13 protein-coding genes are annotated in these 16570 nt (G+C 71.4%); 5 read left to right on the plus strand and 8 right to left on the minus strand.

Features of this window, described 5'->3' with window-relative positions:
* Positions 1 to 36: 36 nt before the first annotated feature.
* The gene (locus ABZ642_RS23185; RefSeq protein WP_360487152.1) at positions 37 to 1479 is read right to left on the minus strand and encodes a carboxylesterase family protein; all 1443 of its coding nucleotides are present in this window, start codon (positions 1477 to 1479) and stop codon (positions 37 to 39) included.
* 112 nt (positions 1480 to 1591) lie between these two features.
* Here ABZ642_RS23185 and ABZ642_RS23190 point away from each other — a divergent pair, with 112 nt between their 5' ends.
* Complete coding sequence (locus ABZ642_RS23190) at positions 1592 to 2569, plus strand: Lrp/AsnC family transcriptional regulator (RefSeq protein WP_360487155.1); 978 nt, start codon at positions 1592 to 1594, stop codon at positions 2567 to 2569.
* A 31-nt stretch (positions 2570 to 2600) separates the two neighbouring features.
* Here ABZ642_RS23190 and ABZ642_RS23195 read toward each other — a convergent pair whose 3' ends face one another.
* Both ABZ642_RS23195 and ABZ642_RS23200 read right to left on the minus strand, forming a co-directional pair.
* Positions 2601 to 3260 carry a DUF4360 domain-containing protein gene (locus tag ABZ642_RS23195; protein WP_360487158.1) on the minus strand — a complete coding sequence of 220 codons (660 nt, stop codon included), beginning with the start codon at positions 3258 to 3260 and terminating at the stop codon, positions 2601 to 2603.
* 227 nt (positions 3261 to 3487) lie between these two features.
* On the minus strand, positions 3488 to 3946 hold the full coding sequence (locus ABZ642_RS23200) for an Rrf2 family transcriptional regulator (protein WP_360487161.1): 459 nt from the start codon (positions 3944 to 3946) through the stop codon (positions 3488 to 3490).
* A gap of 73 nt (positions 3947 to 4019) precedes the next feature.
* On the opposite strand from ABZ642_RS23200, the gene ABZ642_RS23205 reads away from it, so the two are divergent.
* Positions 4020 to 7070 (plus strand): beta-galactosidase, encoded by a 3051-nt coding sequence (locus ABZ642_RS23205; RefSeq protein WP_360487164.1) that lies wholly within the window; start codon positions 4020 to 4022, stop codon positions 7068 to 7070.
* A gap of 65 nt (positions 7071 to 7135) precedes the next feature.
* Here the strand turns inward: ABZ642_RS23205 and ABZ642_RS23210 are convergent, their stop codons facing one another.
* From ABZ642_RS23210 to ABZ642_RS23230, 5 genes are all read right to left on the minus strand, one after another.
* Positions 7136 to 8647 (minus strand): alpha-N-arabinofuranosidase, encoded by a 1512-nt coding sequence (locus tag ABZ642_RS23210; protein WP_360487167.1) that lies wholly within the window; start codon positions 8645 to 8647, stop codon positions 7136 to 7138.
* Positions 8648 to 8770: 123 nt separating this feature from the next.
* A complete protein-coding gene (locus ABZ642_RS23215; RefSeq protein WP_360487170.1) occupies positions 8771 to 9742 on the minus strand; it encodes an arabinan endo-1,5-alpha-L-arabinosidase in 972 nt (323 codons plus the stop codon).
* 10 nt (positions 9743 to 9752) lie between these two features.
* Positions 9753 to 10604: a carbohydrate ABC transporter permease gene (locus ABZ642_RS23220; RefSeq protein ID WP_360487173.1), complete on the minus strand. Its 852-nt coding sequence runs from the start codon at positions 10602 to 10604 to the stop codon at positions 9753 to 9755.
* Positions 10601 to 11539, minus strand: coding sequence for a sugar ABC transporter permease (locus tag ABZ642_RS23225; protein ID WP_360487176.1), 939 nt, complete (start codon positions 11537 to 11539; stop codon positions 10601 to 10603). Before ABZ642_RS23225 ends, ABZ642_RS23220 begins: the two co-directional genes overlap by 4 nt.
* Positions 11536 to 12891 carry an extracellular solute-binding protein gene (locus ABZ642_RS23230; protein ID WP_360487179.1) on the minus strand — a complete coding sequence of 452 codons (1356 nt, stop codon included), beginning with the start codon at positions 12889 to 12891 and terminating at the stop codon, positions 11536 to 11538. Before ABZ642_RS23230 ends, ABZ642_RS23225 begins: the two co-directional genes overlap by 4 nt.
* A gap of 290 nt (positions 12892 to 13181) precedes the next feature.
* Between ABZ642_RS23230 and ABZ642_RS23235 the strand changes: the two genes are divergently transcribed.
* Genes ABZ642_RS23235 through ABZ642_RS23245 form a run of 3 tightly spaced genes read left to right on the plus strand, consistent with a single transcriptional unit; the run spans position 13182 to position 16403 of the window.
* Positions 13182 to 13784, plus strand: a complete 603-nt coding sequence (locus tag ABZ642_RS23235; RefSeq protein WP_360487182.1) for a toxin-antitoxin system, toxin component family protein — start codon at positions 13182 to 13184, stop codon at positions 13782 to 13784.
* Complete coding sequence (locus ABZ642_RS23240; protein ID WP_360487185.1) at positions 13781 to 15016, plus strand: MAB_1171c family putative transporter; 1236 nt, start codon at positions 13781 to 13783, stop codon at positions 15014 to 15016. Before ABZ642_RS23235 ends, ABZ642_RS23240 begins: the two co-directional genes overlap by 4 nt.
* A complete protein-coding gene (locus tag ABZ642_RS23245) occupies positions 15009 to 16403 on the plus strand; it encodes a pyridine nucleotide-disulfide oxidoreductase (RefSeq protein WP_360487188.1) in 1395 nt (464 codons plus the stop codon). The genes ABZ642_RS23240 and ABZ642_RS23245 overlap by 8 nt, the downstream gene beginning before the upstream one ends.
* Positions 16404 to 16570: the final 167 nt, after the last annotated feature.

A 16570-nucleotide genomic window follows, 5' to 3' on the forward strand; every position in this document is an offset into this window, starting at 1 on the left:
GCGGGGTCGATCGGCCGAATCGGCCGGGCCGGCCGCTCAGCCGAAGTGGCGGATGCGGGCCGGGGTCCCGGGTGCGTAGGGGAGCCAGTCGTGCACCGATCCGGTGCGGACGAACTCGGCAACCGCGGTGGCGAACTCGTGTCCCAGGGCGCGCTGGGCGTCTCCGACCCTGCCGAGCATCGGGCTGTCCGGGTAGGCGTCGAACGTGTTGAAGAGGAAGGGCAGTTCGGCGCAGTGGGCGGCGCCGAGGGAGTGCGGGTCCTCGGCCGGGCGGTGGTCGAACCGGTAGACGCGGGTCGCGTTGCCGCCGGCCGCGTGGTGGTCGGCGATCTCCAGCGAGCCGTCGCGGAAGAGCGTGTCCGTGCCGATCGCGGTGCAGATCTGCGCGGGGGTGGCCCGCGGGAGCCGGGCGGCGTACCCGTCGTAGATCTCCCGGGCCCGGTCGCCGGCCTGGGCGGACAGGAGGTCCAGGACACCGGCGGGTGTCAGGTGCTGAATGGCCGGGTCGAAGGCGAAGAAGGACGTCGCCTCGTCGGCGGTGGTGCCGATGAGCAGCGGCCTGCCCTCCAGGGCTCCGTCGGCGAGCGCCCGCTGCCAGGTGCGGGGCATGCCGGGGGCGCCGAGCACCGGGTACATCGGCGGGGCGGCGTTGCCGGGGCGGGCGAGCCGGCCCGCGAGCCGTCCGTAGGCGGACAGGAGCCGCTCGGCGGGCAGGGCGCGCAGCGCGTCCGCGTCCGCGGGGACGCCGAGCAGCCGCAGGTAGGCCTCGGCGTTCTCGGCCGCGTCCTCGGGGTCCTGCGGGGCCAGGCCGAAGGGTCCGCTCTGCAGGAGCACCCGGGTGACGAAGCCGGAGGTCCCCGGGTCGAGCGCCAGGGACAGGGTGGAGTAGGCGCCGGCCGACTGGCCGCCGACCGTCACCTCGCGCGGGTCGCCGCCGAAGGAGGCGATGTTGTCCCGCACCCAGCGCAGCACGGCGGCCTGGTCCTGGGGGCCGAGGTTGGCGGCGCCGATCTCCGGCAGGTACAGGTAACCCAGCGGACCCACCCGGTAGTTGGCGGTGACGACGACGATGTCGCCGAGGGCGGCGAGGCGGCCGCCGTCGTACCAGTCCCAGCCGCCGGAGCCGCTGGTGAAGCCGCCGCCGTGCCACCAGACCAGGACCGGGCGGGGCGTTCCGTCCGCCAGGGCCCGGCGCGGCGCGAAGACGTTGACGGTGAGGCTGCCGTCCTCGTCCCAGTCCGGCACCCGGTGTCCCATCACCTGCTCCAGGCGGGACGGGCCCTGCGGAACGGCCGGCCCGGCCTGTACCGCCTCCCGCACCCCCGTCCAGCCCGGGTGCGGCCGCGGCGCGGCGAACCGCAGCTCGCCGACCGGCGACGCGGCGTACGGGATGCCCCGGAAGGAGACCGCCCCGCCTGCGGCGATCCCCTGGACCCTGCCCTGCTCCGTGGCCACGACCGGGTTCTCGACGTCCGCCAAGGTGCTCACCTCTCTCGGTTCGGCTGCGATGTCTCCGATCCTCACCGGGAGCCTGGAAACGAGCCAGAAGGTGGGCCTTCTGTCAAGGAAGTACGCCATATGATCCATGGATATGGAGAAAGCACGCCATCAGCTGGACGAGACCGACAGCCGGATCGCCGCCGCGGTGATGGCCTCCCCGCGTGCCTCGTGGCGTACCGTCGGCCGGGTCCTCGGCGTCTCCGAGCGGACCGTGGTCCGGCGGGCGGCGCCGCTCTACCACGACGGCACGCTGCGGGCGACGGCCGTCCGCAACCCCGTGTGCTTCCCCGACCTGGTCCCGCTGGCCCTGCGCATCCGGTGCAGGCCCGACCGGATCAGCGCCATCGCCGCCACCCTGGCCCGCCGCCCCGACACCGTCTGGGTGGACGTCCTCGGCGGCGGCGACGAGATCTGCGCCGTGCTGTTCCTGGACGGCCCGGACGCCCGCAACAACCTGCTGCTGCGCGACCTCCCGGCCACCGCGGCGGTCCGGACGTGGACCTCGCACGCGCTGCTGCGGGTCTTCCCGGCCGGCTTCGACTGGAGCGGCGGCCTGCTCTCCGAGGAGGAGCTGGCCGGTCTGCGCCCGGACCTGCCGGCGGCCCACGACAGGACCCCGCTCCAGCCCCTCGACCACCGGCTGATCGCCGGGCTGGTCGAGGACGGGCGAGCCTCCTACACGGAGCTCGCCCGCCGTGCCGACACCTCCGCGCTGACCGTGCGCCGGCGCCTGGAGGCGCTGGCGCACGGCCTGGTCGTACGGCTCGCGACCGAGGTCGACCTCGCCCGGCTGGGCATCCGTACCGAGGCGTTGTTGTGGATGACGGTGGCCCCCGGCGGCCTGGAGGAGACCGGCCGGCGGCTCAGCCGCCATCCACAGGTGCGGTTCGCCTCGGCGACCACCGGCTCGGCCAACCTGCTGGTGGCGGTCGCCGCGGCCGACCTCGACGCGCTGTACGTCTTCCTGAGCGAGACCGTCGGCGCCCTCGAACACGTCACGACGACCGAGGTCACACCCATCCTGACGGGGGTCAAGCGGACCGGGCTGGTCCGCCCGGGGAGCCTGTGAGCGACGCGCGGACCGCTTGCCGACGCGCGGACTACTTGGCGGGGCACTCCTTCCAGGCCAGGTGGTAGACGGTGCTGATCTCGCCGTCGGTGGAGTCCATGGTCATGAAGCTGACCTTGCCGGGGTTCGCGCTCCCGGCGGTCACCCGCAGCTCCGTGTTGATGTTGAAGTTGCGCTGGACCCCACAGGGCGCCCAGACCAGCTGGGCCCAGTCGGTGGTGTCGGTGGCCTGCCAGTTGTCGTCGTAGGGGCCCCGGAAGGGGTGGTTCGCGGAGGCCGTGTTGGACGAGCCCTGGAAGTAGTACGAGGCGCGCTGGGTACCGGTGGCACCCTGCTGGAGCGAGGCGAAGCCGCGGTAGTCGGCGCTGGCGATGGCGTAGGTGAAACCGCCCGGCACATGAACGACCAGGTTGAGCTGACAGTTGCGCCGGAAGGCGGTGGGGTCGGAGTTGCCGCCGGCCTGGGCGAGGTAGTCGCTGTAGGTGACGGTGAAGGCCTCGTTGTCCTCGGAGACGGCGACGGCGGTGGTGCCCTGCGGGCAGCCGGAGCCGTTCACCGTGGCGACGTTGATCACGATCTTGTCCGGCGGCGGGTCGTCGAAGACGGGCGACGACGAGGCCTTGGCCTGGGCGGGCAACCCGGCGGTGAGCAGCGCGGCGAGCGCTCCGCCGAGCAGGAGTCCATGCCTCATGGGTTTCATGGTTTCTCCGGTTCGGTGATCGAGTGGGGGGTGACACCCTCGGCCCGCAGGAATCGCACGCCCTCAAGGTTCGATGTGGTTCACCTTTGAAGAACCTGTGAGTTTCCTGTGAAGAACGAGGCGCTCGCATCGTAGGAACCCCCGCACCGAGCGGTCAGGGCGAACTCCGGCCATTCACAACGGCGGATTTCACAGCCCCCTCGACTCTCGCCCCGCCCCTACGGGTTCTCCCATGCCGCCGGTTCCGCGGCCAGGGCCCGGACCGGCTCCGGGAGGGCGTCCGCCGCGATGTCCGCCACGGTGACGCCTTCGAGGATCCGGCGGACGTTCGCGCGGAGCGCGATCCACAGGGGCAGCAGCGGCCGGGCGGTGCCGGTGTAGGCCAGTCCCGTGGGGCGCTCGCCGCGGACCGACACGATCGGGCCGTCCACCGCCCGGATGAGATCCGCCACGGTGATCGCGGACGCGTCCCGGGCCAGCCGGTAGCCACCGCCCCCGCCACGCCGGCTGTCGACGATCCCGGCGCGCCGGAGGTCACCCAGAATGCCCTCCAGGAATTTGTGCGGGATCTCCTGCGCCCCGGCGATCTCCTCGGCCTTCACCGGGCCGTCGTCCTGCCGTACGGCGAGCTCCAGGACCGCCCGTACCGCGTAATCCGCTCGTGCCGAGATCCTCATGTGTCCATTGTGGGGCGTACTCCCGTGGACAATGGCCGCACCCGCGCCCCGTAAGATCGCCCGGGAGGATCCCTTGGCGCTCAGCAGACGTACCTTCAGTGCCCTCGCCGGCTCGACCGCGCTCGGCTTCGCCCTGGGCGGCAGCGGCGGCCCCGGGGCGCCCGCGGCCTACGCGGCACGCACCGTGCCGACCGGGCCGCCCCCCGCCGCGCCGCGCGCCGACGGGCGGCGGCACGCGATCGGCTACGACCAGTACTCCCTCGTGATCGACGGCCGGCGGCTGGTCGTCTGGTCGGGCGAACTGCACCCCTTCCGGCTCCCGAGCCCGTCCCTGTGGCGGGACGTGCTGGAGAAGATGCGGGCGCACGGCTACAACACCGTCAGCATCTACGTGGCGTGGAACTACCACTCCCCCGCGCCCGGCACGTTCGACTTCACCGGCGTCCGTGACCTGGACCTGTTCCTGCGCACGGCCGCCGAGACCGGGCTGTACGTCATCCTCCGCCCCGGCCCCTACATCAACGCCGAGGTCGACGCCGGCGGCTTCCCCGGCTGGCTGACCGCCACGCAGGGCTCGGCCCGCACCACCGACCCGACCTACCTCGGGCACGTCGACGCGTGGCTGACGGCCGTCAACCGCATCGTGCGCCGCCACCAGCACACGGACGGCGGCGGGACCGTCCTGCTCTACCAGATCGAGAACGAGTACGACGGCCACGTCGCCGATCCGGCCGGCCCCGCCTACATGTCCCACCTGTACAAGAAGGTGCGCGCGGACGGCATCGACGTCCCCCTCTTCCACAACGACAAGGGCCGCAACGGCTACTGGATCCCCGGCTCCTTCGACACCGGCGGCGAGACCGGGAATTGGCTGTACGGCTTCGACGGCTACCCGGCCCCCACCCAGACCCCGCCGGACTGGGGCGACTTCGGGATCGGCGGCCTCAAGGGCGGCGCGACCGCCAGTCCCCGTACGCCCGGGTTCGTGCCGGAGTACGGAGGCGGCTGGTTCGATCCGTGGGGCGGGGTCGAGTTCGGCGGCAAGGGGTACGCCGAGTCCCGGCGCACCCGGGACGCGGCCTACGAACGCCGCTTCTACCTCACCAACCTCGCCAACGGCATCACCCTGCACAACGTCTACATGACCTATGGCGGCACGAACTGGGGCTGGCTGCCCGCACCGGTCGTCTACACGTCGTACGACTACGGGGCGGCCATCGACGAGGCCCGCAACGTCACCCCGAAGATCGCACCGATGCACCAGCTCGGCCACCTCCTCCAGCGCGTCCCGGACTTCGCCAAGCTGGAGCGCGCGGCGGACGTCCACGCGGACGGGCTGAAGACGTACCACCTCACCAACCCGGACACCCAGGCGCACGTGTACGTGCTGCGCAACGACGGGGCGAGCGAGGTGACGTCCACCCTGAAGACCCGCAAGCAGGACGGGGGCGACGACATCGAGGTCACCGTCCCGGCCCACGACGCCCGGCTCATCACCACCGGGCTCTCCCTCGGCAAGCGGAAGCTGCGGTACGCCACCGCGCAGCCGATGGCCGTGTTCACCGCCGGCCGGCAGGACATCGCCCTGTTCACCGGCCGGTACGGCGAGATGGCGCACCTGGTCCTGGAGTGCCCGACCGAGCCCTTCGTCCAGCGCCTCGACGCCGAGGCGGCCTGGGTCTACGACCAGGGCGTCCTGCACGTCACCGCGCCGCTCGGCCAGGGCGGGCTCACCCGGGTCCTGGTCCAGCGCGGCGAGAGCGACACCCCGCTTCTCCTGCTCTTCGCCGACGACGCGACCGCACTACGGCTGTTCCCGTACGACACTCCGTCCGGCACCCTGCTGGTCTACGGTCCGGCGCTGCTGCGGCACGCCAAGCTCAGCGGGTCGACCGTGCAGCTCACCGGGGACACGGTCGGGCCGACCGGCCTGGAGGTCTGGGGGCCGCGCGGGATCTCCTCGGTCACCTGGAACGGGCGGCCGGTACTGACCCGGGTGGCCCTCTCGGAGAGCCTGGTCGCCACGTCGGACCTGGCCGGGGCGCCGAAGCCGGCGCTGCCGGTCCTGGCCGGCTGGCGCCGCAAGACCGAGAACCTCGAGTCGGCGCCGGCCTTCGACGACTCGTCGTGGACGGTGGCCGACAAGAAGACGTCCTTCAGTACGACGCCGGTCCCGGACGGTCAGCCGGTGCTGTTCGCCGACGACTACGGCTTCCACTACGGGGACGTCTGGTACCGAGGCCGGGTGGACGGCGACCTCCAGGACCTGGAGTCCCTCTCCCTCGCCTACAGCACGGGCACCCAGGGCATGCTGATGGCCTGGCTGGACGGGGAGCCGCTCGGTTCGCACCGGATGCCGGTGCCGGACACGAAGACGGTCCGGCAGGGCAGTTGGGCGGCCACGGCCGAGTTCTCCGTCGCCGGTCTGACGAAGAAGTGGAAGAAGGAAGCGGCGGAGAAAGCGGAGCAGGGTACGGAGAAAGGGTCGGAGAAGGAGCAGCGCGAGCAGCGGCGGCACGTGCTGTCCGTGTTGGTGCGGCGGATGCAGCACGACATGGACGGCCGGTCCCTGGACACCCACAAGGTGGCCCGCGGCCTGACCGCCGTGACCTTCAAGGGCGCTTCCCCGAAGGTGAGTTGGCGGATCCAGGGCGAGAGCGCGCCCGATCCGGTGCGAGGGCCGCTGAACAACGGCGGGCTCCACGGGGAACGGCAGGGCTGGCATCTGCCCGGCTTCGCCGACGCCGGGTGGGAACAGGCCGAACTCCCGCGCGCGGACAAGGGCATGGGCGTCACCTGGTACCGCACCGGCTTCAGACTGGCCGTGCCGGACGGGGTCGACGCGTCGGTGGGGCTGGTCCTCGAGGACGATCCGGCGCGGGCCTACCGGGCGCAGATCTTCCTGAACGGCTGGAACCTCGGGCAGTACATCAACGATGTGGGGCCGCAGCACACGTTCGTGCTGCCTAACGGCATCCTGCGGACCAGAGGGGCCAACACGCTGGCCCTGGCCGTGCTTTCGGACGGGACGAGCGAGTTCGGGCCGGGGGTTGTGCGGCTGGAGTTGCTGGGGAGCGCGGCCGGAGGAGTACCGGTGACTTCGGTGGACTCCCCCGGCCGCTAGGCGCGGGTTGTGGGGGGTTGCTCGCGCAGTTCCCCGCGCCCCTGAGAACAAGGGGGCGCTGCCCCTCAGGCCAGTCGGATCATGTTCCAGGACAAGGGTTCGAGAACGGCCGTCAGCGTGCCGTCGGTCAACGTCGTGCCCTTTGCCGGGTGAGGTGCCACCCGCTCCGGTTCCTCCAAGGTGTTGCGGGCGTTCGCGTCCTCGTCCGACAGGACGCTGTGTTCCGTCACCGACGTCAGGCCCAGCCCGCCAAGGGTTACTTCGAGCGGCAGCGCCTCCGTCCGGCTGCGGTTGACGGCGAAGACGGTGACCGTGCCGTCCTCCGCCCTGACGGCCGTCGCGTGCAGCAGGCTCGTCTCGCCGAACTTCTTCGTCTCGTACGTCGGTGAGTCGACTCGCACGTCCAGGACCTGGCCCCGGCCGTACCGGGACGCCTGGGCGAACGGGAAGAACGTCGTCTGGCGCCAGGCCGGGCCGCCGGGCTCGGTCATGATCGGGGCGATGACGTTGACCAGCTGGGCCAGGCAGGCCACCGTGACGCGGTCGGCGTGCCGGAGCAGGGCGATGAGGAGGGAGCCGAAGACGACGGCGTCCGTGACGCTGTAGTTGTCCTCCAGGAGGCGGGGGGCCTCGGGCCAGTCCCGCGCGGTCGAGTTCTCGATCGCATGCCACTTCGAGGTGTACCAGACGTTCCACTCGTCGAAGGAGAGATTGATCTTCTTCTTGGACTTCAGCCTGGCGCCCACATGGTCACAGGTGGCGACCACGTTCTCGATGAAGGACTCCATGTCGACTGCGGAGGCCAGGAAGGAGTCGACGTCGCCGTCCTGGGGCTCGTAGTAGGCGTGCAGGGAGATGTAGTCGACCAGGTCGTACGTCTCCGCGAGGACCGTCGCCTCCCACTCGGCGAAGGTCGGCATGGACTGGCTGGAGGAACCGCAGGCGACCAGTTCCACGGACGGGTCCATCTGGCGCATGGCGCGGGCGGTCTCGGCGGCGACGCGGCCGTATTCCCCGGCGGTCTTGTGGCCGGTCTGCCAGGGGCCGTCCATCTCGTTGCCCAGACACCAGAGCCTGATGCCGAAGGGGTCCTTGTCGCCGTGGGCGGCACGGAGGTCCGACAGGGCGGTTCCGGAGGGCTGGTTGGCGTACTCCTGGAGTTCCAGGGCCTCCGCCACGCCCCGCGTGCCGAGGTTGATCGCCATCATGGGCTCGGCCTGCGGGCCGACCTTCTTCAGGAAGGCGATGTACTCGCCGAGTCCGAAGCGGTTGGTCTCCGTCGACCGCCAGGCGAGGTCGAGGCGGCGCGGGCGCTCCTCGGCCGGGCCGACCGAGTCCTCCCACTTGTAGCCGGAGACGAAGTTGCCGCCGGGGTAGCGGAGGGTGGTGACGCCGAGTTCGCGGACCAGGTCGAGGACGTCGGTGCGCAGGCCTTCGGCGTCGGCCGTGGGGTGGGTCGGCTCGAAGATGCCGGTGTAGACGCAGCGGCCTAGGTGCTCGACGAAGGAGCCGAAGAGGCGGGGGTTGACTTCACCGATGGTGAAAGCGGGGTCGAGGGTGAAGCGGGCGGTGCGCAATGTTCGCCTTTCGGGGTGGGTGGTTCTCGATCGTGGGCGGGTGCGGGTGGTCCATGGCTGGTCGCGCTCACGCGGCGGTAGCCGCATATCGGATACAGCCCCGCGCCCCTGGGTCGGCTGACTCTAAGTGAGTTGTGGCCAGCCGTCCTTTGTCCAGCTCAGCGGGTTGAGCCCCAGCTTCGGGGTGCCGTTGTCGTCGGCGTCGTAGTAGTGGTACGCCAGCCAGGTCTTGCCATGGGTACGGAACGTCGATTCGCCGCCCGGGCCGATGTAACGGCCGTGGCTCGCCAGCAGCAGGTCGCCGCCGCCCTCCAGCAGCGGCTTCCCCGTGCTGTCCACGTACGGGCCCGTCACCGACGTCGAACGGCCCACCCTGGTCTTGTAGGTGGAGTTCACTCCGGCACAGCAGGCGTCGTAGGACGCGAAGAGGTAGTAGTAGCGGCCGTGGTGGAGGATCGAGGCGCCCTCGACGGCGTAGGGGGCGTCGGGGCGGGTGGCGAGGTGGGCGACGGCGGCGCCGGGGATCGCCTTGCCCGTGCGCGGGTTCAGCTCCACCATGCGGATGCCCGTCCAGTACGAGCCGAACGCCATCCACAGCTTGCCGTCGGCCCGGACGACCGCCGGGTCGATGGCGTTCCAGGAGTCCGTCGTCTCCGACGAGAACGCCTTGCCCTGGTCGGTCCAGGTGCCGGGGAGGCCGGACGGGGAGGTGGCCACGCCGATCGCGGAGTGGTTGGTGCCCCAGGAGGAGACGGCGTAGTAGAGCCAGTAACGGCCGTCGCGGTAGGAGAGGTCGGGGGCCCAGGGGTCGGCGGTGGAGTTGTAGTCGTACCACCAACTCGGCGGCACGGTGAAGGCGTTGCCCGCGTCGGTCCAGTCGCGGAGGTTCGTGGAGAGGCGGGCGCCGATGATGCCGCCGGTGGAGTAGGCGACGTACCGGCCGTCGCCGAGCCGGTGGACCGTGGGGTCGTGGATGATCTGCAGGCCGGTCAGCGGGAGGGGGTCGGGGTAGGTGACGTCGGCGGAGGCGGTGGTGGGGAGGAGGGCGATCGTCGCCGCCGCGAGCAGGGCGGCGAGTCGGGGGAAGCGCTTCAACTCGGGCTCCTCACTGGCCGGCCAGGCCCGTGTGGGCGACGCCCGCCACGATCTGGCGCTGGAAGAAGACGAAGACGACGATCAGCGGCAGGCCCGCCATGAGGCCGCCGGCCATGAGCTGGGCCCACTGGATGCCGTAGGAGTTCATGACGGTCGCGATGCCGTTCGGCATGGTCATCAGGTCGGGGTTGTTGGTCACCATGTAGGGCCACAGGAAGTTGTTCCACGAGGCGATGAAGGTGAAGATGCCGACCGCGGCGAGGGAGGGGCGGGAGAGCGGGAGGACGATCGTGAAGAAGACCCGCCAGCGGCCCGCGCCGTCGATGAAGGCGGCCTCCTCCAGTTCGCGCGGCACGCCCTGGAAGAACTTGTAGAGGATGTAGACCATGGCGGCGGGCGCGCACTGGGGCAGGATCATGCCCCAGTAGGTGTCGACCATGCCCATCTGCTGGACGGTGGTGAACAGGGGGACGCCGAGGACGGCCGGGGAGACCATGAGGCCGGACATGACCAGGGCCAGCAGCGGGCCCTTGCCGCGGAACTCGGTGCGGGCGAAGCCGTATCCGGCGAGCGCGCTCACCAGCAGGACGATCGACGTCACGCAGACCGAGACGACCAGGGAGTTCACGAACCAGTCGGTGATGTTGCCGGTGTCGAAGAGGGCCCGCCACGCCTGGCCCGTCCAGTGCTCGGGCAGCCAGTGCGGCGGCACTTCGACGGCCTCGGTCTCCGACTTGAGGGAGGTGAACAGCCCCCAGGCGAGCGGGGCGAGGAAGACGACGGAGACGGCCGTGCCGAGGAGGGTGAGGACGATCTGGCTCGGCGTCCAGGCGGACTTGCGGTGCGGTACGGCCGTGGTCATCGGGTGGCCTCCTCGGTGCGGTTGCGCAGCAGCCACATCCTCGCGAGCGCGACGGCGGCGATGATCACGAAGAAGATGACGGAGATCGCGGAGGCGTAGCCCACGCGGTAGCTGGTGAAGCCCTCTTCGAGGGTGTACTGCACGAAGGTGCGGGTCGAGTTCTCCGGTCCGGGGCCGAAGTCCATCATGACCACGGCCTGGTCGAAGACCTGGAGCGAGGCGAGGATCTGCAGGGCGACCACCAGGCCGGTGATGTTGCGCAGCATGGGGAGCGTGATGTGGACCGCGCGGTGCCAGGCGTTCGCGCCGTCCAGCTTCGCGGCCTCGTAGAGGTGGGCGGGGATGGACTGGAGCGCGGCGAGGTAGAGCAGGAAGCTGAAGCCGGCCGTCCACCACAGGGTCTCGATGACGATGGCGAGCATCGCGTACGACTTGTCGGTGAGCCAGGGTGTGTCGACGCCGAACACGTGGTTGACCATTCCCGTGCCGGGGTTGAACAGCCACTGCCAGAGGTTGCCGGCGACGGTGGAGGGGAGGAGGAAGGGCACGAAGAAGCACAGCCGCCACAGCCATTTCCCGCGCTCGATGTGGTGGGCGAGCATCGCCAGCAGGAAGGCGAGGACCGTGATGCAGGGCACGACCAGCAGCGTGAAGTACGCGCTGTGGCCGAGGGCGTCCCACATCAGCGGGTCCTTGAGGGCCTCGCGGTAGTTGTCGAGGCCGACGAAGCCCGCTCCCGCACCGGTGATGTTGGCGTCCGTGAGGCTGAGGTAGATGCCGCGCAGCAGCGGCCAGATCACGAAGAGGACGAAGAGGAGCAGGAAGGGCGCCACGAACCAGCCGCCGTGCTGGAAACCCTGTCTGCGGCGGACGGTGGCGCTGTCGGCGGCGATCCTGGCGCGTGCCGGGGCGAGAACGGTCTCGGCGGTCGTCATGCGGCCGTACCTCCCTGCGCGGCGGTCCTGCCGTCCATGGGGTTCTTCATCGCGAGCAGCTTGGCGAGCTCGCTCTTCATCCGGCCGGCCGCGGCGTCGGGCTTGGCGGAGCCGAGCGTCGAGGAGACGACGATCGGGCCGACGCGCTGGGCGAGGATGCCGGTGGAGCCCGCGAACCACACCTTGGGCTCGTTGGCCTGGTGGTCCATGGCCGACACGTACTCGTTCTGCGGGTACAGCTTCTGGTACGCGGCGGTCGACAGGGTCGGCGTGTACGCGGGGATGTGGCCGCCGGCCGCCCACTGCCGGGCGTGGGTGACGACGTAGGCGGCGAGCCGGTGGGCGGCCTCGTCGGTGGCGCCGCCGCGGTCGGACTGGTGCGGCAGGACGAAGGAGTGGGACTCCGCGTGGGTGGCCTGTCTGCCGAAGACGGGCGGCAGCGGGATCGCGCCGTAGTCGAGCTTCGCCGCGTTGTAGACGGGCACCGACCAGTTGCCCTCCCAGGCGAACGGGGCGCCGTTGATGAACTGTTCGGCGCCGACGGAGCCCATGGTCGGGTCGGCGTATCCGTCGGTGACGTGCCGGCGCAGGAACTCCAGGACCTGGGTGGCCTTGTCGGTGTCGAAGGTGACCTCGGTGTCGGCGTCGTCGAACCAGGTGCCGCCGAGCTGGGTGTAGAAGGCGACGAAGAACCACCACTGGAAGTTCTGGTCGTTGATCCACAGGCCGATGGTCTGCAGGCCCTTTTGGGTCGCCTTCCTGGCCTCCTTGAGCACACCGAACCAGTCGTCGGTGGACGTGATCGGGACGATCCGGTCGTCGGCGCCGAGCAGGCCCGCCTTCTTCAGCACGTCCTTGCGGTAGAAGCAGAGCTGGACGTGGACGTCGAGCGGCAGGGCGTAGAGCTTGCCCTCGATGAGGCCGCGCTGCCACAGCCGGGGGTTGTAGTCCTGTTGCCGCAGGCCGTACTCGGCGAGCAGGTCGACGTCCCAGGCGTCCAGGAGGCGGCCCGGCGCGAAGCCGGCGACCCGGCCGATGTGCATGACGCCGAGGTCCGGTGCGCGGTTGCCGGCGGCCGCCATGGCCAGCTTGGTGTAGAAGGGGTTGCCCCACTGGAGGGTGGAGTCCTTCACCGCGATGTCCGGGTGCGCCTTACGGAAGGCGTCCAGCATCGCGATCATGTTGTAGCCGTCGCCGCCGCTGAAGAGGTTCCAGTAGCGGACGCGGGTGCGCGCGGTGGAGGCGAGCGCGTCGGCTCCGCTGCCGAGGGCCGCGAAGCCGAAGCTCGCCGCCGCCGCCAATCCGCCCGCGGTGCCCAGTAGGTGCCTGCGACTGAGGCCAGGTCGTCCCATTGCCTGCCCTTACGTTCGAGGAACTTGCCTGTACAACCTGCTCGGTACAGCCCGTTCGATATTTCGGATTGTGCTCGTAACTTCGAACGGGACCGTAAAATCGAAGCGCTTGCGCGTCAATGGGTCCGGCGGGACTTTCCTGCGCCGACGGTCGTTCCGGGGCCGTTCCGGGGTCGTTCCGGAGTGAACCACCGTCGCCGGATCGCATGACGCGGACACATCCGGACGCGTAATCTCGGACGGGCCGACGCGGCACGGTGCCCGCCGCGGGGCGGGGCGAAGGGGGAACGATGGACTTGGCCGGCGCGCGGCACCGGTGGGCCCGGATCGCCGCGAGGCTGCGGCGCGCCCGGCCGGGCGCACAGATGCGCGGCCTCGCCGCCGGCCTCACCGCCGCCGTCCGCACCCGGCCCCGACAGCCCGCCGGGGTGGGCGAGTTGTGCCGGGTGCTGTGCGAGGAGATGACCGCACTGCGCGGCGGGCGGCCGGTGGAGCTGCGGTTCGAGCGGTTCCCGGACGAGATCGAGGTCACCGGACTGTGGGTGGAGTTCCAGGACTTCGACCTGGTCATCGTCGAGGAGCGGGCCGAGGCCGTGCAGCAACTGGTCATCCTCGGTCATGAGCTGTGGCATCTGCACACCGGCCACCGCCATCATCACGGGGTCGGCCCGGAGGCGGCACGCGCGCTGGCCGGCCGGCCCGGCTGGCGGGACACGGCCTTGACGGCGGCCGCGCGCAACGGCTCCCGGGAGTCCGACGAGGCCGAGGCCGACGAGTTCGGGTATCGGCTGGCGACCGCCTTCCGGCCCTACGTCGAGCAGTCGCGGCGCCCTCCGTCCGGCCCCGTCCAGCGCACCCTCGGCTACCGCGGACGCGGCGGAGCGGCACGGTGACCACCCTCTTGTCGGCAGCGAACCCCTCGGGGCTGCTCAGCCAGCTCTACATCTCCTTCTGGATCCCCACCGCGGTACTGACCACCGCCCTGGTGATCAAACTGCCCACCATCATCCGGCTGTGGCGCGACCCGCTGCTGCGCGCGGTCGGCGGACTGCTGCTGCTCGCCTGCGCGGTGTTCGTGTTCTGCACGCCGTCGACGATCGCCGCCGTGAACCGGTGGACCGGCGTCCCCAACATCTCCGCGCCCTGGGCCTACTCGCTCATCACCGCGTTCGGCGGCTCCTGCCTGCTGCTGATCATCGCCTGGCGCAACGGCCTCTCCGACCGCTCGGCCGCCACCCGGCGGGCGATGCGCTGGGTGATCGTCGGCTACTCCTCGGTGATCGCCGCGCTGTGGCTGCTGTTCGCGCTCGCCGACGTGCCGGTGGAACGGCTCCGGGACCTGGACACGTACTACGCCACCACCCCCTTCATGCGCGAGGAGATCCTGCTCTACCTCGTCGCCCACTGCGTGGCCTGTCTGATCACCTCACGGCTGATCTGGAACTGGGTGCGCACCGAGGGCCTGGACGCCTGGCTGCGCTGGGGGCTGAAGCTGCTCGGCGTCGGCTACGTCCTGAACCTGATCTTCGACGTCTGCAAGCTGGTCGCGGTCACCGCCCGCTGGTGCGGCTCGGACCTGGACTGGCTCAGCACCAGCCTGGCCCCGCCCGTCGCCGCCCTGTCCGCGATCAACATCGCCGTCGGCTTCATCCTCCCGCACGCCGGCCAGTACCTCCACGACCGCTGGCGGGTCCGGCTCGCCCACCACGAGCTGCGGCCGCTGTACCAGCTGACCCGGACCGTGCACGGCGCCGGCATCCCCTTCGTGCTGCGCGCCACGCCCGAGCTGCGACTGACCCGGCGCGAGACGTTCATCCGGGACGTGCTGCTGCCCCTGACCCGGCACATCGACGCCGACCTCGACCGGCGCTCCTACGACGCCGCGCTCGGTCTCGGCCACCCGCCCGAGCAGGCCCGGGCACTGGCCTCCGCGGTCAGCATCCTGAACGCCGTCGGCACCCGGGGCCGTACCCCAGAGCCCGCCGACGCGGCCGGCGGCCCGGACGCCACCCACCTCGTCCGGGAGATCGCGGCGGTTTCCCGGGCGCTGCGCCACCCCGACCGGATCGAGGCGGTACGGGAACGTGCGACCGCCCCAGCAGAGAGCGTTGCCCTTCATGACTGACCGCACCGCCGTCGTCCTCGGCGGCTCCCTCGCCGGCCTGCTCGCGGCCCGGGCGCTCGCCCCCTTCACGGACCGGGTCGTGGTCGTGGAACGGGACGCGCTGCCCGCCGGACCGGAACCGCGCAAGGGGCTCCCGCAGGCCCGGCACGTCCACCAGCTGTGGTCCGGCGGCGCACGCGCCCTGGAGGAACTGCTGCCCGGCACCATCGGGCGGCTGCGTTCGGCGGGGATACGGCGGCTGCCGGTGACCACGGACATGGTGGCCCTGTCCCCGCAGGGCTGGTACCGGCGCTGGGCGGAGTCGGCGTTCGTGCTGCCGGGCAGCCGGGACCTGCTGGACTGGGTGGTACGGGAGCGGGTGCTCGCCGACGACCGGATCGAACTGCTGCCGCGGACCGAGGCGGTGGGCCTGCTCGGCACGGACCTCGCCGTCACGGGCGTACGGCTGCGGGCGCTCGACTCCGGCGCGGAGCACGTGCGCACCGCCGGGCTGGTCGTCGACGCGACCGGCCGCGGCTCCCGCACACCCGTCTGGCTGGCCGAACTCGGCCTACCCGTACCGGAGTTCCGCGAGGTCGACGCCGGTATCGCCTACGCCAGCCGGATGTTCCGGGCCCCGGCGGAGACGGTCCGGACCGGTTTCCCGATCGTCAACCTCCAGGCGAGCCCGCAGGGCGCCCGCCCCGGACGCGGCGGCGTCCTGATGCCGATCGAGAACGGCCGGTGGCTGGTCACCCTCCACGGCAGCCGGGGCGCCGAACCGGGCGCCGACGCCGACGACTTCCTGCGCTACGCCCGGGAGGAACTGGCCCACCCCGTCATCGCCGAACTCCTCGCGAACGCCGAGCCGCTGACCGACGTGTCGATGACCCGTACGACGGCCAACCGGCGCCACTTCTACGAACGGGCGCAGGCCTGGCCGGAGAACCTGACCGTCCTCGGCGACGCGGTGTGCGCGCTCAACCCCGTGTACGGGCACGGGATGTCGGTGGCGGCACAAGGGGCACTCGCCGTGCGGAACGTGATGCGGCGTCAGGGGTGGGGCGCACCCGGGCTCGCCCGGTCCCTCCAGAAGGCGGTGAGCCGGCCGGCGCGGGCGGCCTGGGAGCTGTCGACGGGGGCGGACGTGTTCTACCCCGGCGCGACGGAGAACGGACCGACACTGCGGGACCGGCTGACGCAGGTGTATGTGAACCGCCTCCTGTACACGGCGACCGGGAACGGCCGGATCGCCCGCCGAGTGACGGACGTGACGTCGCTGGAGCGGGGCGCGGAGGTGCTGATGGCGCCGGGCGTGGTGCTGGGGGCCCTGGTGGGCCCGCTGAGACCGCAACTGACCCGCCCCCCGCTGACTGCGGAGGAGCTGAAGGCGGCGGGGGTTCTGTAGGCGCGGGTGGGCTGGGGCGGGGGGTGTCGCTCACCGGCGCCCGCAGGGTGCCGCCACCCCCACCCGTGCCGCCTGGGGCACCTCCCAGGCCCTTGAGGCACTGAGGGAGGCGCGACTGCCCGCGGCTGTCGAGCCCCGTCAGGGGCGCGGGGAACCGCGCGACCAGC

The sequence above is a fragment of the Streptomyces sp. NPDC007157 genome (assembly GCF_040634235.1).
Lineage (GTDB): Bacteria > Actinomycetota > Actinomycetes > Streptomycetales > Streptomycetaceae > Streptomyces.